Below are 21,999 nucleotides of genomic sequence, written 5' to 3'. Positions count from 1 at the left end.
CCTGTGCGTTGGTTGGGGTAAGTTGTCTGGCTAAACGATAGGATGTGGATGAGGGACGGAGGCGGGCTTTGCCCTGTCCTGGTTGATGAAAAATGGAGATGTAACCTTGATTTTTAATCATCTAGGTTGCATCTCCGTTTTTTATTCAAATTGAAATATTTGGGGAATTATATAGTGGAATATTTTGAGGTAGTTAGTTCAACTCCAGGTTTTCCAGTTCCTGTGAGGGGAGTTTTGGTTCTGAGCCGTCTACGTATTTTTTGAGGGCCTTGGAGGTTTTTGCGAAGCCGGCGTTGGTTCCGGCGCCTCCGATGCAGCCTCCGGGGCAGGCCATTCCTTCGATCATGCAGTTTTTGATCTTGCCGGCCTTTGCCAGAGTGAGGACTTTTTTGCATTCGGCAAGGCTTTCTGCGTGTTCGATGTGGACTGGTACATCGGGATAGTATTCCTTCAGACAGTTTTCGATGGCTCCGGCTACGCCGCCTGCAATGGCGTAGCCTCGTCCTGCTGCGGTTGCGGCCTGGGTTTCTTCCGGGAGCTCTTCGCAGGTGGATGGGGTGATGCTTTTGGCGTCGAACAGGCCCCAGAGTTCCTCGAAGGTGATCACGAAGTCTACATCACTTCTTACGGAATGTCGCATGGCTTCCAGTTTTTTGGAGGCGCATGGTCCGATGAAGACTACTTTCGCATGGGGGTGCTCTTTTTTTACGATCCGGGCAGTTGCCACCATCGGGGTCAGCTCCTGGGAGATGTTGTCGATCATAGCCGGGAAGTATTTCTTTGCCATGACGGACCAGGATGGGCAGCAGGAGGTGAGGAGGAACGGGAGGTGGCCGGTTGCTACTTCTTTGGCGTAGTGGTGTGCTTCAGAGATGCAGCCGATGTCTGCGCCCAGTGCTACCTCATAAATGTTTGAGAAGCCCAGCTGTTTGAGAGCGGAGCGGAATTGGCCCGGGGTGACGTCTTCGCCGAACTGATTGATGTAGGCGGGGGCGATTTCTGCAATGATCTCAGTTCCTTCTCGAAGGGCGTGGGACAGCTGGAAGATCTGGGATTTGTCGGAGATAGCTCCGAATGGACAGCTGACCATGCACATGCCGCAGGATACGCATTTATCCTGGTTGATGGAGGCGCGTCCCTGTTCATCGCTCTCGATGGCTTTTACACCGCAGGCACGTTCGCAGGGGCGTTCTTTATGGGCGATGGCATCGTAAGGACAGACAGCTTTGCATCTTCCGCAATGGATACATTTGTCCTGGTCGATGAAGGATTTTCCGTTTACCATGGAAATGGCGCCTTTGGGGCAGGTGAGTAAACAGGGATGTGCGACACAGCCGCGGCACATGTTGCTGACTTCGTATTTGTTGGATTCGCATGCGGAACATGCGGAAGGGATCACCTGCATAAGAGGTGGTTCATAATATTTCTCGTCAATGTTGCTGGCCTTCACGCCATCGGTAAGGTGGACGGAACGATTTTCCGGGCGGAGGGAAAGTCCCATGGCCAGACGGACACGTTCGCTTGCAACAGCTCTTTCACGATAGATGCTTTCGCGGTATTTCGCGCGTTCCTCTACAATATTGTAGGGAATGGATTCGATATCATGGATCATTGATTCGTCCGTGGATTCAAATCCGATCTTAGCAATTTCGGTAAAAATCTTTCGCCGGATCTGTTTTACTGGTGTGTCAAGATTTCGCATAGATGTTCTCCTTTACAAAATAAATTAATTAAATGTTTTCCACGCACTTTTTATCTATCTTAAAGTAATTGAGAAATAAAATCAATAACCGGCTTTAATGTTTTGGGGCAGAAACAAAGAGCAGATTTGTATCTTTATTATCAAGACTGTTAAAAATTGAACATATTTTATGGAAAATAGATACAAAATCAGTAAGCCGTTGTAAACATTTCGATATATTCTGAAAAAAGCAAAAAAACTGCTTGTGAAAAATGACGATATAAGTTATAATTGAAAGCATGAAATAGTGCAAAATAATGATTTGCATAAATGCGCGGCACTGACAGAGTGTTAAAGCATTAACCTGTAGTGGAACAGGTTGATCAAGTGGAAAATCTATGAGAAACAAGGAGGGAACCGAATGTTAGACCAGACGTATTACAGAAAAACGGACGAGATCATCGAGCACTACGGCCGGAAAGCTGCATCACTGATTCCGATCATGCAGGATATTCAGGCTGAGTACCGTTATCTTCCGGGAGAGCTTCTTACTTATGTTGCGGAACAGATTGGTGTAAAAGAAGCGAAGGCGTACAGTGTAGCTACTTTCTATGAAAACTTTTCCTTTGAGCCGAAGGGCAAGTACATCATCAAGGTATGTGACGGTACTGCCTGTCATGTACGTAAGTCCATGCCTGTAAAGGAAGCAATGCTGAAGGAACTTGGACTGAGTCATAAGAAGCATACTACAGATGATATGATGTTTACCGTTGAGACAGTTTCCTGTCTTGGTGCCTGCGGACTTGCACCGACACTGACTGTAAATGATGAAGTTCACCCGAAGATGACTCCTGAGAAGGCTGTTGAGCTTTTAAATGAATTGAGAGGTGAGAGCGTATGAGTATAACCAGTATGGAAGATCTGAAAAACAAACAGGCTGAGGTTAAGAAGAATCTTGATGGCTATACCTGCCGTGTTCTCGTCTGTTCCGGTACCGGATGTATTGCTTCCGGTGCTCAGAAGATTTATGAAGAAATGTCAAGACTCTGTGAGGGAATCGAGGGTGTTGCGGTTGAGATGCAGAAGGATGTTCCTCATGTAGGAATCGTTAAGACCGGATGCCAGGGCTTATGTGAACTGGGTCCTCTTATGAGAATTGAACCCTATGATTATCAGTATGTACATGTTCAGGTAGACGACTGTCGCGAGATCGTAGAGAAGACCGTGATCTGCGGACTGCCTGTTGAGCGTCTGTTTTATCGTCATAATGATGAGGCCTGTCCACATCCCAGTGACATTCCGTTCCTGAACCAGCAGACAAGGATCGTTCTTGAGAACTGTGGCAAGATCGATGCAGAGTCCATTGATGAATATATTTCCGTAGGCGGCTTTTCCGCAATGGCGAAGGCGTTCTTTGAAATGACCCCACAGGGTGTTATCGACGAGATCTCGAAGTCTGGTCTCCGCGGCCGTGGCGGTGCAGGTTTCCCTGCAGGCAAGAAATGGTCACAGGTTGCACGCCAGTCGGAAAAAGTCCGTTATGTAGTATGTAACGGTGATGAAGGTGACCCGGGAGCATTTATGGATGGTTCCGTAATGGAAGGTGATCCTTACAAGATGATCGAGGGTATGGTGATCGCTGCCTATGCAGTAGGTGCAGAAGATGGTTATATTTATGTGCGTGCCGAGTATCCTCTTTCTGTACAGAGACTTCGAATGGCTATTGAACAGGCAGAGTCCTATGGCCTTCTTGGTGATAATATCCTTGGTTCCGGTATTAATTTCCACTTACATATCAATCGCGGTGCCGGAGCGTTCGTATGTGGTGAAGGTTCTGCCCTGACTGCTTCTATCGAAGGCAACAGAGGTATGCCTCGAGTAAAACCTCCGAGAACGGTTGAGCAGGGCCTGTGGGGTAAACCTACGGTTCTGAATAACGTAGAGACTTATGCCAACGTACCGAAGATTATCCTTCAGGGAGCAGACTGGTTCCACACCATCGGTACAGAGGGAAGCCCTGGAACCAAGACTTTCTCACTTACCGGTTCCATTGAGAACACCGGTCTTATCGAGGTTCCAATGGGAACAAGCCTCCGTCATATCATTTATGACATCGGTGGTGGTCTTAAGAGTGGTGCTGCATTTAAGGGTGTACAGATCGGTGGTCCTTCCGGTGGATGTCTGATCGACGATCAGATCGATCATCCGCTTGATTTTGATTCTGTTAAGAAGCTGGATGCCATCATGGGTTCCGGTGGACTTGTTGTTATGGATGAGAATACCTGTATGGTAGAGGTTGCGCGTTTCTTCATGAGCTTTACACAGCGTGAGAGCTGTGGTAAATGTGTTCCCTGCCGTGAGGGTACCAAACGTATGCTTGAGATCCTGGAGAGAATCGTTGCAGGTAAGGGTGAGCTTTCCGATCTGGATGAGCTGGAAGAACTTGCAAACATGGTTCAGAGCATGGCCCTGTGCGGACTCGGTAAGAGTGCACCGCTTCCGGTCATCAGTACTCTGAAGCGTTTCCGTGACGAATATGTAGAGCATATCGTAGATAAAAAATGTCGTGCGAAGGTCTGCACGGCGCTCCGTCAATTCCATATCAATCCTGAGTTCTGTATCGGCTGCGGCAAGTGTGCAAAGAACTGTCCGACTGGTGCGATTTCAGGAAAGATCAAGCATCCACATGTAATCAACAACGACGTATGTATCAAATGCGGATCCTGTAAGGATAACTGTAACTTTGATGCGATTTATGTGGAAGCATAGAAGGGAGGATATCTTATGGGTACAATGACAATTGACGGAAGAAAAGTAGAATTTACTGACGAAAAAAATGTCCTGACAGTCATCAGGAATGCCGGTATCAATATCCCCACACTGTGCTATCATTCAGAGGTTTCCACCTTTGGTGCCTGTCGTCTCTGTACAGTTGAGGATGACAGAGGCAAAACATTTGCCTCCTGTTCCGAGCAGCCGAGAGACGGAATGGTTATCTATACCAACTCCGGTCGTATTAAGAAATATCGTAAACTGATCGTGGAGCTGCTTCTTGCAGCACATTGCCGTGACTGTACAACCTGTGTAAAGAGCGGCGAATGTATCCTGCAGGAGCTGGCACATCGCCTTGGCGTGCGGGATATCCGTTTTGAAAATACAAGAGAACAGCACGAGATCGATGACAGTTCACCGTCCATCATCCGTGATCCGAACAAATGTATCCTCTGCGGCAACTGTGTACGTGCCTGCGAGGAACTTCAGGGAATCGGAGCTCTTGGATTCGCATTCCGTGGAACAGAGGCCATGGTCATGCCTGCATTCAATAAAAAGATTGCTGAGACACAGTGTGTAAACTGTGGTCAGTGCCGTGTTTACTGTCCGACAGGTGCCATCTCCATCCGTACACATATGGATGAGGTTTGGGATGCACTTGCGGACAAGGATACCCGTGTGGTTGCCCAGATTGCGCCGGCAGTCCGTGTAGCAGTTGGTGATCACTACGGCCTCACAAAGGGCAGAAGTGTTATGGGTAAAATCGTTAACGCGCTTCACAGAATGGGCTTTGACGAAGTATACGATACCACATTCAGTGCCGACCTTACCATCATGGAAGAGACCAAGGAGTTCCTAAACAGAGTGGAGAAGGGTGAGAATCTTCCGCTTCTGACTTCCTGCTGTCCTGCATGGGTGAAGTTTATCACTGATCAATATAAAGAATATGTTCCGAACATTTCTACCTGCCGTTCCCCACAGGGAATGATGTCTGCGGTTATCAAGGAATACTTCCGTGATCCGGAGCATGCAGCAGGCAAGAAGACCGTTATGGTTTCCATTATGCCATGTACAGCCAAGAAGGCAGAGGCAATCCGCCCCAACAGCTTTACCGATGGCGAGCAGGATACCGATATCGTTATCACAACCACAGAGCTTCTCCGCATGATCGATAACTTTGGTCTTGATTTTGCAACACTGGATCCGGAAGCATGCGATATGCCGTTTGGATTTGGTTCCGGCGGTGGTGTTATCTTCGGTGTTACCGGTGGTGTTACCGAGGCAGTTCTTCGAAGACTGAGCCCGGATCACAGCAAGGAAGCCATGCATGAGATTGCAGAGTGCGGTGTTCGTGGTGAAGAGGGAATCAAGGAATTTACCGTACCGTACAAGGGAATGGATATCAATGTATGCGTAGCCAGTGGCCTTGCAAATGCAAGAACCGTTATGGAACGTGTAAAGAACGGCGAGGCAAACTATCATCTGATCGAGGTTATGGCATGCCGCCGTGGATGTATCATGGGTGGTGGTCAGCCGACCAGATCCGGTGACAGGACCAAGGCAGCCAGAGCAAGAGGTCTGTACAATGCAGACAATACCATGATCATCAAGAAATCCGATGAGAACCCACTGGTTCTGGAGCTTTATGAGGGACTCCTCAAAGGCAAAGAGCATCATCTGCTTCACAATGAGTTCTATATCAAAGACTGATATGAGGAATACAAAGGGCTGCTGTTCCCGGTGAACAGCAGCATATAAGAAGCCTTCCGGGCATATACTGTGGTATGCGGGAACTGTCTTTTTTAAGACGTTTCCCGGAACTTACAGGCCAGTATATGCAGGGAGGCTTTTTTATATGGAAAACTTTCAGGTTTACCGTGATATCCAGGCGCGGACGGGCGGGGATATCTACATAGGGGTTGTGGGACCGGTCCGTACAGGAAAATCCACATTCATCCGGAGATTTATGGAGCTGATAGCACTGCCATCGATCAGCGAGGGAAAAAGAGCAGAACTTCAGGATGAACTGCCATTAAGCGGTGCCGGAAAAATGATCACCACCGTAGAACCCAAATTTATTCCAAAAGAAGCAGTGGAAGTATCCATAGGGGAAAACCAGAAAATCCGGGTAAAACTCATTGACTGTGTGGGCTTTCTGGTAAAGGATGCATCTGGAAATGTGGAAGAAGGCAGGGAGCGGATGGTCAAAACTCCCTGGCAGGAAAAAGCAATCCCGTTCCATGATGCAGCCCGCATTGGAACGGAAAAAGTGATCAGCCAGCATTCCACCATTGGGATTGTAGTCACAACAGACGGAAGTTTCGGGGAGATTCCCAGAGAAAATTTTATCCCGGCAGAGGAACAGACCATAAAAGAACTGAAAGTCCAGGGAAAACCCTTTCTGATCCTGGTAAACTCCCAGACTCCCTACAGTGAGGAAACCGGAAAAACTGTAAAACATCTGGAAGAGAAATTTGGAGTATCCGTTCTGGCAGTCAACTGTGAACAGCTTCGAAAAGAGGATGTGACCAGAATCCTGGAGAAGATCCTTTATGAATTCCCGGTCAGTGAGATAGAGCTTTTTGTTCCCAGATGGGTGGAGATGCTTTCTCCGGAACATGAGATAAAGGCGGCTCTGTTAAATGAGATTCGGGAAAAGATGACCAGACTTACTCATGTGCGTGATGTAAGTAGAGAATCAGTATATCTGGAAAGTCCATATGTGGAAGATACATTGCTTGAACAGGTCAGTCTTTCCGATGGAAAAGTCCGTATCCGAATCGCAGTAAAAGACATTTATTATTATCAGATGCTCAGTGAAATGAGCGGGATATCCATGGAAAGCGAATATGAACTGATCCAGACCATAAAAGAGCTTGCCGGTATGAAAGAACAATTTGTAAAAGTCCAGGCTGCCCTAGAAGCGGTAAAAGGAACAGGGTATGGGGTTGTGGTGCCTGAGCTTTCCGAGATCACTATTGAGGAACCTGAGGTGATCCGTCAGGGAAATAAATTCGGAGTAAAGATCCGGTCAAAAAGTTCGTCCATTCATATGATCCGGGCGGGAATCGAAACGGAGATCGCTCCGATCGTTGGTACAGAACAGCAGGCGGAGGACCTGATAAAGTATATCAGAGAAAGCCCGGAGCGAGGGGAAAGTATCTGGGAGACCAATATTTTCGGAAAATCCATCCAGCAGTTGGTGGAAGACGGAATCCGGAACAAGCTGGCCATGATCAGCGAAGAAAGTCAGGTGAAGCTTCAGGATACTATGAAGAAGATCGTAAATGACAGCAAAGGCGGACTGGTGTGTATCATCATATGAATGGAGAATAGAATTGCAAAGCAAAAAGGACGTTCTTCAGCAGACGTCCTTTTTTTGATGTTGTTTTTTCCATTCTGCGATAAACTGAAGCTGTTCCTGGTCAGATAGTTCCTGGGAAGCGGCGTCATTTCCTGCAGCGGCACAGCAGAAAAGAACAAAGATCTGGAGTCCGAAGAATACAAGAAAAAAGAGAAGCATAGAAAAACCTCCTTTATTTTTCAGATATGTTAAGTATTGGAGGAGATAATGTATTTTATACATTATATTGCAAGAAAATCAGAGCAATGCTATAATTATCACCGGGTATGAAGATTTTTAAAACAGGAGGAAAAGAAACCATGAAAAAGAGAAGATTCGCACAGCTTGTTCTCATGATCACAATGCTGTTTTGCCTGACATTTGGCACAGTGTGTGCGCAGGCGGCAACAACAGCAACCACAACAACCGCAAAAGCAGCTGTTAAAAATGGCTGGAAAAAAGAGGGCGGTCAGTATTATTACTACATCAAAGGTAAAAAAGTTACCAATAAATTAAAAAAGATCAATGGTGCGACATATTATTTAGGCTCGAATGGTGCAAGAAAGACCGGATGGTATACAGTAAAATCCGGAAATACCTACAAAACCATGCAGTTTGCTTCCAACGGAAAATACACTGGGAAATCCAAAAAAGCAAATGCAGAACTGATCAAGATGACAGATTCAGTGCTTCGCAGCCAGAAGATTTCTGCAAGTCTGACTACAACTGCGCAGAAAAAAACGGCTCTTCAGAAAGTGTTTAACTATTCCAAAAAATACGGATATATGAGAATGAAGGGCTTTGACGGAAAACCTTTGCAGTTTACAAAAGGTAAAAGCCAGATGTTTGCATATCTGACCATGGGAATGAAAAAAGGAAACTGCTACGGTGTTGCATCAGCCTTTGCAGTACAGGCTAAACGTGCAACAGGACTTCCGGTCCGTGTATGCTGGGGAAAAAGTAATGTATTTAATAAAAATAAATGGCAGCCACATGGATGGACAGAGATCAAGATTGGAAATACCTGGTATACATTTGATGCAAATGCAGCAGGAAACAAATCCAGAAAAGATGTTAAATATTATATGCAGAAATCTTCATCCATGAAAAAATACTATAAAACTGAAGGAAGAGAAGATATCGTTCTCTAAAGAACAGGAGCAGATCATGAAAAAGTGGACAAAGAAGATCCTGGCAGCAGTACTTTGTCTGATGATGCTCCAGATGCCGGCAGCTGAACCGCTTATTGCGGTTCAGACTGTACAGGCAGCATCTACAGCCAAGGCAGCCAAGGTAAAAAACGGTCTCAAAAAAGAGGGCGGACAATACTACTATTATGTGAAGGGAAAAAAAGTAAAGAATACATGGAAAACCGTGACTGTCGCTAATAAGACTACCGGCAAAAAAATGACATACAGATACTATTTTTCCAACACCGGAAAGGCTTATAAAGGTGGAACATTCTTCGGGGAGAACTATCTCCTTGTAAAAAAGATCGGCGGGAAATACTATGGATTTAACCGGTATGCACAGATGGTAAAAGGCGTTTATTATTCCGCATATGGACAGTCCAGAGCCGGATTTTATGCTTTTAATACAAAAACCGGTGTATACGATGCCAGAACATCTTCGAGATTAAGGAAAGCATTTGTAAGAGAAAAGAGTTCTGCAGCACTGCGGAAAGCCCTTGGCAGACCTCTTCGTACCAGAAAGACAGATGGCTGTTATGGTGACGGACAGGAATATCTGTTGGAATACACAAGATTCTGGGTCAATACATACAAAGACAAAAAAGGGAAGGAAATCGTACTGGACGTGATCAGCAAATAAGATTCGCCAGACCGATAAATAAATATAATTATGGTTTTCAGTTCAATGGTATTTCTGTGTGTATTTCTTCCGGCTGCTTTTTGTCTGCATCTCCTTTTACCTGGGATGCGGGCCAAAAATTTTTTGCTTGTAATGGCAAGTCTGGTCTTTTATGCATACGGAGAACCGATTTATGTAATATTACTGGTTGCTTCATCGGCGGGCAACTATATTTTAGCGCGCCTGACAGGGGAATGTCCGAAGATCCGTAAGCTCACAATGACATTGGCTGTGGTGATAAATCTCGGTCTTCTTGTGATCTTTAAATATTCCGGATTTCTGGTGGAGACATTTAATTCTGTTACCGGTGCCGGAATTCCGGTTCCGCAGGTCCGGATGCCGATCGGAATATCGTTTTTTACTTTTCAGGCACTTTCCTACGTGATCGATGTTTATCGGGGAGATGCTTCGGTTCAGAAGAATTTCGGAAAGGTGCTTCTGTATATCTCATTTTTCCCACAGCTGATCGCGGGACCTATCGTCAAGTATCATGATGTGGAGGCGGAGATCAATAATCGTAAGCAGACGCCGGAGGAAATCGGAAAAGGGATCCGGCGTTTCATTGCAGGTTTGAGCAAAAAGGTTCTTATCGCCAATACAATGGGACTTGTGGCGGATAATCTCTTTGGTGCGGCAGCAACCGGAATCACCGGTCTGGGTGCTTGGCTGGGCGCAGTTTCCTATATGCTGCAGATCTATTTTGATTTCAGCGGCTACAGTGATATGGCGCTGGGACTCGGAATGATGTTTGGATTTCATTTCCATGAGAATTTTGATTATCCTTATATTTCTGCCAGTATCCGTGAATTCTGGAGAAGATGGCATATGTCTCTTTCAGGATGGTTTAAGGAATATCTGTATATTCCGTTAGGGGGAAACCGCAGAGGGAAATTCCGTACAGTGGTCAATAAAATGATCGTTTTTGTGTGTACAGGTATCTGGCATGGTGCCTCCTTTAATTTTCTGTTCTGGGGAATTTATCATGGCTTTTTCCTGATGCTGGAAGAGTATATCCCATTTATCGGGAAAAAGGGCGGAAAACTCAAGAGCTTTTTTCAGCATGTCTATGCACTTCTGGTAGTTTGTGTTGGCTTTGTGTTTTTCCGTGCGGACACTATGAAGCAGGGATGCTTCTGGATCAGAGAAATGTTTACGGATTTTGGATGGAAGGCTTCCGCAATGAGCCTTACACTGCAGCAGCTGACACCGGTATATCTTGTAACGCTGGCAGCGGCACTGGTCGCAGCAGTTCCGGTAAACAGCATGCTGAAAAAGTATAAATGGTATGAAGGCTTTACCTATGTATTAAGTCTGGCTGGTTTTGCGCTTTGTGTATTGAGCCTTGCCGGTGGAACCTATAATCCGTTCATCTATTTTCGATTTTAAGAGGAGGCAGAAAACATGAAAAAATTGCAGGTGCTTTATATTACTGCATTTTTTGCAGCTTGTCTTGTGCCATCTCTGGGGATGGCGGTGACAAAGCAGGAAGCATCGTCTGAAAACCGAAGACTGGCTGAGTTTCCTGAACTGAAAAAAGAAAACGAGATCAATACCCGTTGGCTGCCGGAAGCAGGCGAATATTTTCAGGAACATTTTGCGTTTCGAAATGAGCTGGTAACGGCAAATGCCCTTTTGAACGGGAAGATTTTCGGAGTATCTACTGCAGATGGTGTGATCCAGGGAACCGATAACTGGCTTTATTATAAGGATTCGCTGGAGGATTATCTTGGAGAGGAGCTTCTTTCCGAGAGAAGCCTTTTTAATATTGCACATACATTGGCCATGATGCAGGAGACATTGAATGAAAAAGGTGTGCAGTTTCTTTTTACTGTGGCACCTAATAAAAACTCACTCTATGGAGAGAACATGCCGTACTATGACAGCCTGAAGGTATCATCGGACAAAAACCTTGTTAATCTTCAGAAATATCTCAGGCAGGAGCAGGTTTCTTACGGAGATCTGTATGAGACTCTTTCAGAAGAGAAAGAAGTTCTTTATCACAAAAGAGATTCACACTGGAACAACAAGGGTGCTGCAGTTGCGGCGGATACATTGCTGTCTTCTCTGAAAAAGGAGCATGTTTCCTATAAGGAGGAACCCTATACTATAAAAACAGATTTCACAGGAGATCTGGATGAGATGCTGTATCCTCTTGCAACGACACCGGAAGAGGAAGTTTATTATGACAGACAGACAACATTTGCCTATGTGGGAGAAGTGGTAAGTAATTTTGATCCGAAGATCACAACGGTAAATCCTGTGAAGGAAGGAAGTCTGGTCATGTTCCGTGATTCTTTTGGTAATGCACTGCTTCCGTTTATGGCAGATGCTTATTCCAGTGCGTATTTTTCCAGAGGAGTACCTTACCAGATGAGTGAAGTGGATGAGAAGAATGCAGATACTGTGATCGTGGAACGGGCAGAGCGTTTTCTCCCGGAAATGGCACAGTCACCGCCGATCATGGAAGGACCGGAGTGTCAGGTGAATGTTACGGAAGAAGATACGGTTCCTGCCGGTGCCGGAGCAGTTCAGTGCGAGATCCAGGGAAATCTGGAAAAGATCACAGGTTGTATTGAAGAAAAATATCTGGATATAGACAGCAGGATTTATATAAGATTGAACCATGATAAGATTTATGAAGCATTTCCGATGGATGTTTCCACAGAAGATGGAAAAACGGACAGCAGCGGTTTTTGCTTATATCTGGACCGTTCACTTCTTGCAGCAGACGGAAATCAGATCGAAATTCTTACAGGCAACAAAGATTCAGCCCGTATAATAGGCGGACTGCCACTATAAAGGAGGATATAAGAAATGAGAAAAAAAACAGTACAGGTGCTTTTAGGGGCAGCATTGATCGCAGCGATGTGTCTGGGGGCACCGACAGCTGCTTTTGCAGACGAGACAACGACAAAGGAGGAAACCGCAGAGAAAACTGGCGATAAAGATTCCGCAGAAGAAAAAGAGACCGCAGAGGATTTTCAGATCGGAGAGCTTACAGTAAAAAATCAGAGCGGACTTGAGGTGAAATCCGCAGAGCTTCAGGATGCAAAAGAGGATGACAGCAAAAAGAAAGACTCCAAGGATGCGGCAGGTCAGGATCTAGTGATCACCATGAAAGATGGTACAGAGCATACCTTCCGGAATGTGACACCGGATGACTGGAAAGAACCTGTTTTTTATAATGAGTATGAGATCCTTTATATTTCCTACACGGATGAAAAAGGAAAATCTCAGGAAGCGCTGGAAGATGCGAAGGAGACTGAGCTGGAAGAAGCTGCCACTACCTATGCAAAATCCAATGTAAATATCCGTGAAAAAGCGGATACAAAATCAAAATCCCTGAAAGTAACATCTCTTGGAACCGAGTTCAAGGTAACCGGTGTATGCCCTGGATGGCTGAAGGTTGAAGGAGATGGTGTTAAGGGATATGCGGCACATACATACTTCACTTCCAATAAAGATGAGATCGACAAGCTGGTAGCAGAGCAGAAAGCAGCTGAAGAGAAAAAAGCGGCAGAGGCAAAAGCGGCAGCAGAGGCACAGGCGGCAGCAGACGCACAGGCAGCGGCAGATGCGCAGGCAGCAGCGGACGCACAGGCAGCGGCAGACGCACAAGCAGCGGCAGACGCACAGGCAGCGGCAGAGGCACAGGCAGCAGCAGAGGCAGCAGCATCAGAACCTACCGAGGTTAGCCGTCAGGCCTATGATGACTGTGACGGAAGTGGCCATGGCTACTATGAGATCACCTATTCTGACGGAAGTGTGAGATACGAAGAGTATTGATTAGAATGAACGATAAGGAAAGATACGTATGAAAAGATTAAAATTGTTTTTTATGGCGATGGTCATGCTTTTTGCGGTGCAGATCTGCACGGTTTCCGTAACCTGTGAGACGCAGGCAGCAACTACTACGGCAACTGTAAAGAAGAAAACCGGTCTCTACAGAGAAAAAGGAAAATATTACTACTACACCAAGGGCAGAAAGATCAGAAACCAATGGAAGACCGTAAAGGGAAAACGGTATTATTTCGGGCCTAAATATTATGCGTTAACTTACCATAACAAGATCGGTTCCAGGATCTATGTGTTTGATACTGCAGGACGCCTTTTGAACGGAAAGACGTCACGTATCGTAAATGTAGGAAAATATTCCTATTACGTAAATAAATATGGAAATCCTTCAAAGGGTTGGCTGTGCCTTCCGGATAGAAATCTTTACTATGCGGATTCCTGGGGACGTTTTTACAAAAACCGTACTCTGGAGGGAATCCGGTTTAACGGAAAGGGGCAGGCTGTAAAAAATGATATGCGCAGTCTGAAGCTGCATTGTATAGGCGTGGTCCAAAATATTACAAGAAGTGGAATGTCCAAAAGCCAGAAGCTGCAGGCGTGCTGGAGTTATGTGATAAATAATACCTATTATTCATCTGCCTATTATCCGAATTTAAATCAGAATGACTGGTGGAGAATGACTGCGTGGAGAACGCTTGCTACAGGAAAGGGAAACTGTTATGGCTATGCCTGTGCATTTGCTGCACTGGCAAGAGAGATCGGATATGATCCATATGTGGTATGTGGTCGTGTTCCGGGAACCAGAGATGGAGCCGGAGATGGCTTTACAAGACATAGCTGGGTGATCATAAACGGACTTCATTATGACCCGGAAGGACAGGCTAAGGGCTGGCATACCGGTGTTTATGGAAGCTACAGCTACGGAATGGACAATCAGATCCAGAAAACAGTTAATTTCCGTACAGGAAGAGGAAACTAAATAAAATATACAGCAAAGATCCCGGGGATTCAGATGTAAGATCCCGGGGTCTTTTTATATAAAACGAGTAGCGGGAAAGATGTCCGCAGAATAAGCTAAAGAAAGGTCAGCTGTCCGACGGGAGAGCTTTGGAAAGGTATAAAAGGATGTATACAGGAAAAGGGATAGGCGTGGCGGTTCTGGACACCGGTATTTTTCCTCATATAGATTTTGGCAGCCGTATTTCCGTGTTTCGTGATTTTACAGGAGTCAGACGCAGCCCATATGATGATAACGGACATGGGACTCATGTCAGCGGGATCCTTGCAGGGGACGGAACTGCATCAGGTGGAAAATATAAAGGGGCTGCACCTGGCTGCAGTATCGCTGCTCTGAAGGTTCTGGATCGTTTCGGGAACGGAAGCAGGGAGGATGTGATGCGGGCATTTCGGTGGATCATGGAGTTTGGAAGCATTTATCATATCCGTATCGTTAATATTTCAGTGGGAACAACATCCCGGGATCATAAGGAACAGACAGATCTTCTTGAAGGAGTGGAAAAACTTTGGGATCTGGGATTTGTGGTGGTAGCTGCAGCAGGAAATCAGGGACCGGGGGCCGGCACGGTAACAGCACCGGGAAGCAGCCGGAAGATCATTACCGTAGGCTCCAGTGATATGCTGAATGGCAGAAAGGCAGTTTCCGGAAGAGGCCCTACTTTTGACTGTGTGTGCAAACCGGATCTGGTAGCGCCGGGAAGCCAGGTCATTGCCTGTGCACCGGGACTGCCGTACTCATATGGGCTCAAAAGCGGAACCTCCATGTCGACGCCTCTGGTGTCAGGAGGGATCGCCTGCCTTCTGGAAAAAGATCCCCGGCTTTCTAATGTAGAGGTAAAGATGTTGTTAAGAGAAAATGCAGAAGATATGGGACTTCCCAGAAATCAGCAGGGATGGGGGAAATTTAACTGTGAAAAACTGTTGGCAGGCTGAATTATTATACAATTCTTATAAACATAGTGTGGTAAAGCACAAAAGCGTTGACGGAACCGGAAAATATGAGTACAATGTACAGTAAAAGTGCTGAAGAAAGATTCTAAAGGAAAGAGTACCTGGAATCCGAACAGGAGAATAAACCTCAAAAGGAGAAAATAATATGGAAAAAATCAAAATGCAGACACCTTTAGTTGAGATGGATGGAGACGAGATGACACGTATCCTGTGGCAGATCATCAAGGATGAACTTCTCACACCGTATCTGGAACTGAATACAGAATATTATGATCTTGGTCTTGAGCACAGAAATGAGACAGATGATCAGGTTACCATTGATGCAGCAGAAGCAACCAAGAAATACGGAGTAGCCGTAAAATGTGCCACGATCACGCCAAACGCAGCCAGAATGGAAGAGTATGACCTGAAAAAAATGTACAAGAGTCCAAACGGAACGATCCGTGCTATTCTTGATGGAACTGTATTCCGTGCGCCGATCGTTGTAAAGGGAATCGAGCCATGTGTAAAGAATTGGGTGAAACCGATCACACTTGCACGTCATGCATATGGAGATATCTATAAGAATACAGAATTTTATATTGACAAGCCGGGAGATGCATATCTTGTATTTGAGGGCGAAGACGGAGAAGAGCGTAAGGAGCTGATCCAGCATTTTGATGGAGCAGGTGTTCTCCGTGGCATGCATAATCTTGATGATTCCGTAAAGAGCTTTGCGAGAAGCTGCTTTAATTATGCACTGGACACAAAGCAGGATGTATGGTTCGGAAGCAAGGATACCATTTCCAAAACATACGATGGAAGATTTAAAGAGATTTTCCAGCAGATCTTTGATGCAGAGTTTAAGGATAAATTTGAGGAAGCCGGCCTGACCTATTTTTACAGTCTGATCGATGATATCGTAGCCCGTGTTATGAAGGCAGAAGGCGGTTTTATCTGGGCATGCAAGAACTATGACGGAGATGTTATGAGCGACATGGTATCTTCCGCATTTGGCTCTCTTGCCATGATGACCTCTGTACTGGTATCCCCGAAGGGATATTTTGAGTATGAGGCTGCCCACGGAACAGTTCAGAGACACTATTATCGTCATCTTGAGGGAAAAGAAACATCCACAAACTCTGTTGCAACGATCTTTGCATGGACAGGAGCTCTCCGCAAGAGAGGCGAGCTGGACGGAAATGAAGCACTTGCTGATTTTGCAGGAAAACTGGAAAAAGCAACACTGGATACCATTGAAAGCGGAAAGATGACCAAGGATCTTGCACTGATCACTTCCCTGAAAGAGGTACAGGTATTGAACAGCAAAGAGTTTATCCTTGCTGTAAAGACAAAACTGGATGAACTGATGGCATAAATAACAGGAATTTCAGAACTTCAAGTAATTTCATAAAAAATAAAAAAATGCACCGGAAGATCCTGGGATGGATCACGGTGCAGTTTTTTTATGAGGGATATATGGATCATCTGATCTCTGTCAGACCGAAACGTTCATGGCCTGCTGTACATGTTCCACAAGGATCTGCCTGACCTGGGGATATTCTCCAAGTCCCTTCAGTACAGGGGTGACTTCATATCCTTCGGAAGAAAGACGGTTCATCCAGGAGTCCGGATCTGCACCGGCCAGATCGTTCTGTGCATGGTCGCCGGCTACGATCATGAAAGGCGCCAGCACGATCTTTTTCGGATGAAAGCTGTCGGCAGCCCGGAGAAGGGAGTCCAGGGCCGGATAGGCTTCTACAGTTCCAAGAAAAATATTTTTATGTCCGGTATCTTTAAAACGGTAATCCAAAGCAGCGTAAACCGTGTTTGCGTAGTGTTCTGTTCCATGTCCCATCAGTACAAGTGCAGTGTCCGGATCCATGTCCCGGAATTCATCTGCAACTACCCGGACGATCGCCTGGTTATCTTCTTCTGTTGTGAGAAGAGGATTTCCGAAAACAATACTGGAAAAACGGTCACGAAAAGAAAGCGCATCGGCTTTCATCTGATCATTTTCGATACCGTTGATCACATGAGTCGGCTGTACGATCACATCGGTGATACCATCCAGAAGCATCTGTTCCAGAGCCTCCTTTACCGTGTGGATCGTAAGACCGTCCCGCTTTTTCAGTTTGGCAATGATCATTTTGCTTGTCCATGCACGGTAGGTGGGACAGGCCGGGAATGCATCGGCAATATCGTGCTCGATGGCCTCGATGGTAAGCTTACGGGTGTTTTCATAGCTTGTGCCGAAACTTACTACTAGGATCGCTTTTTTTGAAGCTGAGTTCATACGGGGATTTCCTCCATCCTGATAATTATGGTGATTATGATAAACTCTTTATATTTCTCCGCTGGAATATAAAGATGATCCGCAATTTCTACCATAAGATATTATAAAAGGGAGGGCTGACATTGTCAATCGTAGTTGACTTTCCTTACGGAAATGTTTATCATTATAAAAGATTGTGGAAACAAAGGAGAAACGTAGGACATGAGTATATTCATGATTGGAATCGATCATAATATGGCACCTGTAGATGTCAGAGCGCAGTTTGCTTTTACCCGTAAAAATACCGGAGAGGCGCTGCGCAGGCTGAAAGAAGAAGCTGGGATCTGCGGGTGTATTATTCTGTCGACCTGTAACCGGCTGGAACTGTGGGTAAGTACTGCAGATGAGGAGAAGCCGGACCTGTATCAGTGGCTCTGCTCGTTGAAAGGTGTGCAGGGAGAACAATACCAGAAGTATTTTACCAGCAGAGAAAACGAAGAGGCGGTGGAACACCTGTTTTATCTTACCAGCGGACTGAAATCCCAGATCCTGGGGGAAGATCAGATCCTGACCCAGGTAAAAGATGCGTTGAGTATGTCAAGGGATGAGTTTACCACAGACAGTGTTCTGGAGGTGCTTTTCCGTATGGCGGTAACTGCAGGCAAGAAGATCAAAACGGAAGTGCCGTTTTCCCATGGAAATCCTTCTGTGATCCATCAGGCCATCCGTTTTCTGGAAGAGGGCGGTTATCATGTTCGCAATAAAGTCTGTATGGTGATCGGAAACGGTGAGATGGGGAAGATGGCTGCCCAGACACTGCGTGAAGCAGGAGCGGATGTGACGGTTACGATCCGTCAGTACAGAAGTGGTGTTGTGAGCATTCCTGTTGGATGCAGCAGGATCAATTATGGTGAGAGAATGGATTATCTGCCGGAGTGTGACCTGGTGGTCAGCGCAACAGCAAGCCCCAATTATACACTGACGGAAGAATTGTTTGAGGATGTACGTGTGGAACGACCTATGATCCTTATCGATCTGGCAGTTCCAAGAGATATTGATCCGGAGATCCGAAAAAAAGATAACATCACACTTTATGATATGGACAGCTTCCGAACCGGCGAGACACCGAAGGAACTTGCAGATAACCTAGAAGCAGCAGGAGCCATTGTGAAGGCCCAGATGAACGAATTTTTCCAGTGGCTGGAAGGTCGTGATATCATCCCGCGCATCCAGGAGATCAAAGCGGATGCTGTGGAAGATCTGAACCTGAGGATCGAAAAAATCTTCCGGAAAACTCCTATGGAGGATTCAGACAGAGAAAACCTGAAAAAAGCAGTGGATACTGCAGCCGGAAAGGTTGTGAACAAGCTGATCTTCGGGCTTCGGGACAGTCTGAACCAGGATGCTTTTCTGGAATGTGTGGAAGGACTGGAGAAACTTTATGAAGAATAAACCTTATTTCCCCATGTTTATAGACCTGTCCGATAAAAATATCGTTGTGGCAGGTGGTGGTAATATTGCTACCAGAAGAATAAAAACTCTTCTGAAATTTACAAGAAATATCACGGTAGTGGCTACAAAAGTGACCCAGGAGCTTATGGATCTCGGGAAAGCAGGAACCGTGACTCTGTATATCCGTCCCGTGAAACGTTCTGATTTTGCCAATGCATATATGGTGATCGCAGCCACCAATGACTGGAAGCTGAATGATGAGATCCACCGTGTCTGTAAGGAGGAGGGCATTTATGTTAATGTAGCCTCCGACCGGGAAGCCTGTGATTTTTATTTCCCAGGCGTATATATGCGGGATGAAATGGTAGTTGGAGTTACAGCCAGCGGACTGGATCACAAAAAAGCAAAGCGTGTAAGGGAAGAGATCCAGAATGCGCTGGAAAAAGTATTGGGAGAGCAGGATGAAGATGAAGAGAGATAAGATCGTGATCGGCAGCAGAGAGAGTAAGCTTGCAGTGCTGCAGAGCGAAATGGTCCGTGACTACATAAAAGAAAAAAATCCGGATCTGGAAGTGGAAATCCTCACTATGAAAACTACCGGGGATATCATTCTGGACCGTACACTGGATAAGGTTGGCGGAAAAGGGCTTTTTGTAAAGGAGCTGGATAAAGCACTGATAGATGGAAGAAGTATTCTTTCTGTACACAGCCTGAAAGATATGCCTATGGAGGTTCCGGAGGAGCTGCCGCTTCTGGCTTTTTCCAAAAGAGAAGATCCGAGAGACGTACTGGTTCTTCCTGAGGGAGCTTCTGAACTTGATAAAAGCAAGCCCCTTGGATGCTCCAGCTTAAGGAGAACCTTACAGCTTAAAAAACTGTATCCGGATATGGATGTCAGAAGTATCCGCGGAAATCTTCAGACAAGACTCCGGAAGCTGGATGAAGGACAGTACAGTGCATTGATCCTGGCTGCTGCCGGCCTTAAGAGACTTGGACTGGAATCCAGGATCAACCGGTATTTTACAGCAGATGAGATCATTCCGGCTGCTGGTCAGGGAATCCTTGCTGTACAGGGAAGAAAAGGGGAAGCTTATGATTTCCTGGAGGGCTACTGTGATAAGGATGCCTGGACCGCGGGAAGTGCGGAGCGTGCTTTTGTAAAGCTCCTGGATGGAGGGTGCTCTTCTCCGGTGGCTGCCCATGCGGAAATTCTCGGGGATGAGATCTATCTCAGAGGGCTTTATTATAATGAAAAAGACGGTTCCTATGTAACAGGAACACTGCGTGGCAATAAGGCAGATGCGGAAAGCTTAGGCAGGGAACTGGCAGAAACTCTTCGGAAAAAAGGAGAAAACAGATGAAAACAGGAAAAGTATGGCTGGTAGGAGCGGGTCCTGGCGATATCGGCCTTTTTACATTAAAAGGCCTCAAAGTGCTGGAACAGGCAGATGTGGTCGTCTATGACAGTCTGGTAGGTCAGGGAGTTCTGTCAAGAATCCCGGAAAATGCCAGGCTGATCAATGTAGGCAAACGTGCCAGTCACCATATCATGCGTCAGGAAAATATCAATCAGGTACTTCTTGAGGAGGCACAGCGGGGTCTTCGTGTGGTGCGCCTGAAAGGCGGAGATCCATTCCTCTTTGGAAGAGGAGGAGAGGAGCTGGAGCTTCTTCGGGAGAATGGGATCCCTTATGAGGTTGTTCCGGGTGTTACTTCCTCCATTGCAGTACCGGCATATAACGGGGTTCCGGTAACACACAGGGATTTCTGTTCTTCAGTCCACATCATTACAGGACACAAGAAAGCCGGAGAAGAATATGATATAGACTTCCGGGCACTTGTTGATACAAAGGGAACGCTTGTATTTCTGATGGGCGTGTCCGCACTTCCGGATATCTGCGAGGGTCTGATAGGTGCAGGAATGGAAAAGGACATGCCTGCGGCGATCCTGCAGAAGGGAACTACAGCAGGTCAGAAACGGATCGTAGCAACAGTTTCTACCCTGGAAGAAGAGGTGAAACGCCAGGGGATCGAGACACCGGCGATCATTGTGGTGGGTAAGGTATGTACACTGGCAGAGAAGTTTGGCTGGTATGAAGAACTGCCGCTTTCAGGATGGAAGGTCCTTGTCACAAGACCGAAGGAGCTTGTTTCCAGAACTGCGGACATGCTTCGTGAAAAAGGCGCGGAGGTTCTGGAGCTTCCGGCGATCCGTACTGTCCCCATGGAAGACCAGAGCCGTCTCTATAAAGCGCTGGATCACCTGGAGGAATATCAGTGGCTTGTATTTACCAGCCCTACAGGTGTAAGGGTATTTTTTGAAGAACTGATCCGCCATGGAAAAGATATCCGTGCCATGGGAAATGCCCGTCTGGCCGTGATCGGGGAAGGAACAAAAAAGGCCCTGAAGGAAAGAGGTCTGCTGGCAGATTTTGTGCCGTCGGTATATGACGGGGATACTCTTGGAAAGGAACTTTCAGAGCTTCTTTCCGGTGGAGAAAAGATACTTATCCCGCGGGCAGAAAAGGGCAATGAAAAGCTCACCGCATTTCTTGCACAGGCAGGCGCTGTGGTCGAGGATGTTCCGACTTATCAGACTCTTTACGAAAAGAGCCAGCTCATCGATGAGAAGAAGGAATTTGAAACAGGACAGATCAGCTGTGCGGTGTTTACAAGTGCCTCCACTGTGAAGGGATTTGTAGAGGGAACAAAAGGACTGGATTATTCAAAGGTTAAGGCGGCCTGCATCGGCAGACAGACGAAGGCGGCTGCTGAGAGCTTTGGAATGAAAGCATATATGTCAGAAAAAGCCACCATTGACAGTCTTGTCAAGCTGGTGGAGGATATGAAAAGGAGCGAATGATC

At 46.2% G+C, this 21,999-nt stretch carries 19 protein-coding genes; 16 read left to right on the top strand and 3 right to left on the bottom strand.

The genetic code is table 11. From position 1 onward, the window contains the following. Positions 1 to 193: 193 nt before the first annotated feature. Positions 194 to 1,702, bottom strand: coding sequence for a 4Fe-4S dicluster domain-containing protein (locus NE671_RS03240; protein ID WP_256163673.1), 1,509 nt, complete (start codon positions 1,700 to 1,702; stop codon positions 194 to 196). Positions 1,703 to 2,102: 400 nt separating this feature from the next. Between NE671_RS03240 and NE671_RS03235 the strand changes: the two genes are divergently transcribed. The 4 genes from NE671_RS03235 (at position 2,103) to spoIVA (ending at position 7,778) form a co-directional block, all read left to right on the top strand. After that, positions 2,103 to 2,582, top strand: a complete 480-nt coding sequence (locus tag NE671_RS03235; protein ID WP_015525285.1) for a complex I 24 kDa subunit family protein — start codon at positions 2,103 to 2,105, stop codon at positions 2,580 to 2,582. Beyond that, positions 2,579 to 4,450, top strand: a complete 1,872-nt coding sequence (locus tag NE671_RS03230) for an NADH-quinone oxidoreductase subunit NuoF (RefSeq protein ID WP_015525284.1) — start codon at positions 2,579 to 2,581, stop codon at positions 4,448 to 4,450. Before NE671_RS03235 ends, NE671_RS03230 begins: the two co-directional genes overlap by 4 nt. Positions 4,451 to 4,465: 15 nt before the next feature. Next, positions 4,466 to 6,163 (top strand): [FeFe] hydrogenase, group A, encoded by a 1,698-nt coding sequence (locus NE671_RS03225; protein ID WP_015525283.1) that lies wholly within the window; start codon positions 4,466 to 4,468, stop codon positions 6,161 to 6,163. Between the two features lie 145 nt (positions 6,164 to 6,308). After that, complete coding sequence (spoIVA, locus tag NE671_RS03220; RefSeq protein ID WP_256163672.1) at positions 6,309 to 7,778, top strand: stage IV sporulation protein A; 1,470 nt, start codon at positions 6,309 to 6,311, stop codon at positions 7,776 to 7,778. Between the two features lie 36 nt (positions 7,779 to 7,814). On the opposite strand, the gene NE671_RS03215 is transcribed toward spoIVA, so the two are convergent. Beyond that, the gene (locus NE671_RS03215) at positions 7,815 to 7,976 is read right to left on the bottom strand and encodes a hypothetical protein (RefSeq protein WP_015525281.1); all 162 of its coding nucleotides are present in this window, start codon (positions 7,974 to 7,976) and stop codon (positions 7,815 to 7,817) included. Between the two features lie 140 nt (positions 7,977 to 8,116). Here NE671_RS03215 and NE671_RS03210 point away from each other — a divergent pair, with 140 nt between their 5' ends. The 8 genes from NE671_RS03210 (at position 8,117) to NE671_RS03175 (ending at position 16,785) form a co-directional block, all read left to right on the top strand. After that, positions 8,117 to 8,947: a transglutaminase domain-containing protein gene (locus NE671_RS03210; RefSeq protein WP_161206350.1), complete on the top strand. Its 831-nt coding sequence runs from the start codon at positions 8,117 to 8,119 to the stop codon at positions 8,945 to 8,947. Between the two features lie 16 nt (positions 8,948 to 8,963). Then, complete coding sequence (locus NE671_RS03205) at positions 8,964 to 9,626, top strand: hypothetical protein (RefSeq protein WP_129975026.1); 663 nt, start codon at positions 8,964 to 8,966, stop codon at positions 9,624 to 9,626. Between the two features lie 132 nt (positions 9,627 to 9,758). Beyond that, positions 9,759 to 11,051 (top strand): MBOAT family O-acyltransferase, encoded by a 1,293-nt coding sequence (locus NE671_RS03200; protein ID WP_330547777.1) that lies wholly within the window; start codon positions 9,759 to 9,761, stop codon positions 11,049 to 11,051. Between the two features lie 15 nt (positions 11,052 to 11,066). Continuing rightward, complete coding sequence (locus NE671_RS03195) at positions 11,067 to 12,464, top strand: alginate O-acetyltransferase AlgX-related protein (protein WP_256163671.1); 1,398 nt, start codon at positions 11,067 to 11,069, stop codon at positions 12,462 to 12,464. Positions 12,465 to 12,479: 15 nt separating this feature from the next. Beyond that, on the top strand, positions 12,480 to 13,451 hold the full coding sequence (locus NE671_RS03190; RefSeq protein ID WP_256163670.1) for an SH3 domain-containing protein: 972 nt from the start codon (positions 12,480 to 12,482) through the stop codon (positions 13,449 to 13,451). 28 nt (positions 13,452 to 13,479) lie between these two features. Beyond that, positions 13,480 to 14,439 carry a transglutaminase-like domain-containing protein gene (locus NE671_RS03185; protein ID WP_021653022.1) on the top strand — a complete coding sequence of 320 codons (960 nt, stop codon included), beginning with the start codon at positions 13,480 to 13,482 and terminating at the stop codon, positions 14,437 to 14,439. Positions 14,440 to 14,585: 146 nt separating this feature from the next. Further along, on the top strand, positions 14,586 to 15,410 hold the full coding sequence (locus NE671_RS03180; RefSeq protein ID WP_015525272.1) for a S8 family peptidase: 825 nt from the start codon (positions 14,586 to 14,588) through the stop codon (positions 15,408 to 15,410). Between the two features lie 163 nt (positions 15,411 to 15,573). Further along, a complete protein-coding gene (locus tag NE671_RS03175) occupies positions 15,574 to 16,785 on the top strand; it encodes an NADP-dependent isocitrate dehydrogenase (RefSeq protein WP_015525271.1) in 1,212 nt (403 codons plus the stop codon). A gap of 120 nt (positions 16,786 to 16,905) precedes the next feature. Here the strand turns inward: NE671_RS03175 and NE671_RS03170 are convergent, their stop codons facing one another. Then, positions 16,906 to 17,703 carry a sirohydrochlorin cobaltochelatase gene (locus tag NE671_RS03170; RefSeq protein ID WP_021653025.1) on the bottom strand — a complete coding sequence of 266 codons (798 nt, stop codon included), beginning with the start codon at positions 17,701 to 17,703 and terminating at the stop codon, positions 16,906 to 16,908. Between the two features lie 201 nt (positions 17,704 to 17,904). On the opposite strand from NE671_RS03170, the gene hemA reads away from it, so the two are divergent. Genes hemA through cobA form a run of 4 tightly spaced genes read left to right on the top strand, consistent with a single transcriptional unit; the run spans position 17,905 to position 21,997 of the window. After that, positions 17,905 to 19,134: a glutamyl-tRNA reductase gene (gene hemA, locus NE671_RS03165; protein WP_021653027.1), complete on the top strand. Its 1,230-nt coding sequence runs from the start codon at positions 17,905 to 17,907 to the stop codon at positions 19,132 to 19,134. Continuing rightward, entirely contained in the window at positions 19,124 to 19,615 is a 492-nt protein-coding gene (locus tag NE671_RS03160) for a precorrin-2 dehydrogenase/sirohydrochlorin ferrochelatase family protein (protein WP_015525267.1), read from the top strand. The genes hemA and NE671_RS03160 overlap by 11 nt, the downstream gene beginning before the upstream one ends. Further along, the gene (hemC, locus tag NE671_RS03155; RefSeq protein WP_022426910.1) at positions 19,602 to 20,495 is read left to right on the top strand and encodes a hydroxymethylbilane synthase; all 894 of its coding nucleotides are present in this window, start codon (positions 19,602 to 19,604) and stop codon (positions 20,493 to 20,495) included. The genes NE671_RS03160 and hemC overlap by 14 nt, the downstream gene beginning before the upstream one ends. Continuing rightward, positions 20,492 to 21,997, top strand: a complete 1,506-nt coding sequence (cobA, locus tag NE671_RS03150) for a uroporphyrinogen-III C-methyltransferase (protein WP_110103275.1) — start codon at positions 20,492 to 20,494, stop codon at positions 21,995 to 21,997. Before hemC ends, cobA begins: the two co-directional genes overlap by 4 nt. Positions 21,998 to 21,999 lie beyond the last annotated feature (2 nt).

The sequence above is a fragment of the Blautia sp. DFI.9.10 genome (assembly GCF_024461705.1).
Lineage (GTDB): Bacteria > Bacillota > Clostridia > Lachnospirales > Lachnospiraceae > Blautia_A > Blautia_A fusiformis.
The sequence above is the reverse complement of the archived record's forward strand: the minus strand, read 5'-3'. Positions and strand labels throughout refer to the sequence as shown.

What these genes read in the sequence shown, in the direction of transcription:
- NE671_RS03230 (WP_015525284.1), top strand. Translation starts at nt 2,579, where the DNA reads ATGAGTATAACCAGTATGGAAGATCTGAAAAACAAACAGGCTGAGGTT.
- hemC (WP_022426910.1), top strand. Translation starts at nt 19,602, where the DNA reads ATGAAGAGAGATAAGATCGTGATCGGCAGCAGAGAGAGTAAGCTTGCA.
- NE671_RS03205 (WP_129975026.1), top strand. Translation starts at nt 8,964, where the DNA reads ATGAAAAAGTGGACAAAGAAGATCCTGGCAGCAGTACTTTGTCTGATG.
- NE671_RS03200 (WP_330547777.1), top strand. Translation starts at nt 9,759, where the DNA reads ATGGCAAGTCTGGTCTTTTATGCATACGGAGAACCGATTTATGTAATA.
- NE671_RS03215 (WP_015525281.1), bottom strand. Translation starts at nt 7,976, where the DNA reads ATGCTTCTCTTTTTTCTTGTATTCTTCGGACTCCAGATCTTTGTTCTT.
- NE671_RS03235 (WP_015525285.1), top strand. Translation starts at nt 2,103, where the DNA reads ATGTTAGACCAGACGTATTACAGAAAAACGGACGAGATCATCGAGCAC.
- NE671_RS03170 (WP_021653025.1), bottom strand. Translation starts at nt 17,703, where the DNA reads ATGAACTCAGCTTCAAAAAAAGCGATCCTAGTAGTAAGTTTCGGCACA.
- NE671_RS03225 (WP_015525283.1), top strand. Translation starts at nt 4,466, where the DNA reads ATGGGTACAATGACAATTGACGGAAGAAAAGTAGAATTTACTGACGAA.
- cobA (WP_110103275.1), top strand. Translation starts at nt 20,492, where the DNA reads ATGAAAACAGGAAAAGTATGGCTGGTAGGAGCGGGTCCTGGCGATATC.
- NE671_RS03175 (WP_015525271.1), top strand. Translation starts at nt 15,574, where the DNA reads ATGGAAAAAATCAAAATGCAGACACCTTTAGTTGAGATGGATGGAGAC.
- NE671_RS03195 (WP_256163671.1), top strand. Translation starts at nt 11,067, where the DNA reads ATGAAAAAATTGCAGGTGCTTTATATTACTGCATTTTTTGCAGCTTGT.
- NE671_RS03210 (WP_161206350.1), top strand. Translation starts at nt 8,117, where the DNA reads ATGAAAAAGAGAAGATTCGCACAGCTTGTTCTCATGATCACAATGCTG.
- hemA (WP_021653027.1), top strand. Translation starts at nt 17,905, where the DNA reads ATGAGTATATTCATGATTGGAATCGATCATAATATGGCACCTGTAGAT.
- NE671_RS03185 (WP_021653022.1), top strand. Translation starts at nt 13,480, where the DNA reads ATGAAAAGATTAAAATTGTTTTTTATGGCGATGGTCATGCTTTTTGCG.
- spoIVA (WP_256163672.1), top strand. Translation starts at nt 6,309, where the DNA reads ATGGAAAACTTTCAGGTTTACCGTGATATCCAGGCGCGGACGGGCGGG.
- NE671_RS03190 (WP_256163670.1), top strand. Translation starts at nt 12,480, where the DNA reads ATGAGAAAAAAAACAGTACAGGTGCTTTTAGGGGCAGCATTGATCGCA.
- NE671_RS03240 (WP_256163673.1), bottom strand. Translation starts at nt 1,702, where the DNA reads ATGCGAAATCTTGACACACCAGTAAAACAGATCCGGCGAAAGATTTTT.
- NE671_RS03160 (WP_015525267.1), top strand. Translation starts at nt 19,124, where the DNA reads ATGAAGAATAAACCTTATTTCCCCATGTTTATAGACCTGTCCGATAAA.
- NE671_RS03180 (WP_015525272.1), top strand. Translation starts at nt 14,586, where the DNA reads ATGTATACAGGAAAAGGGATAGGCGTGGCGGTTCTGGACACCGGTATT.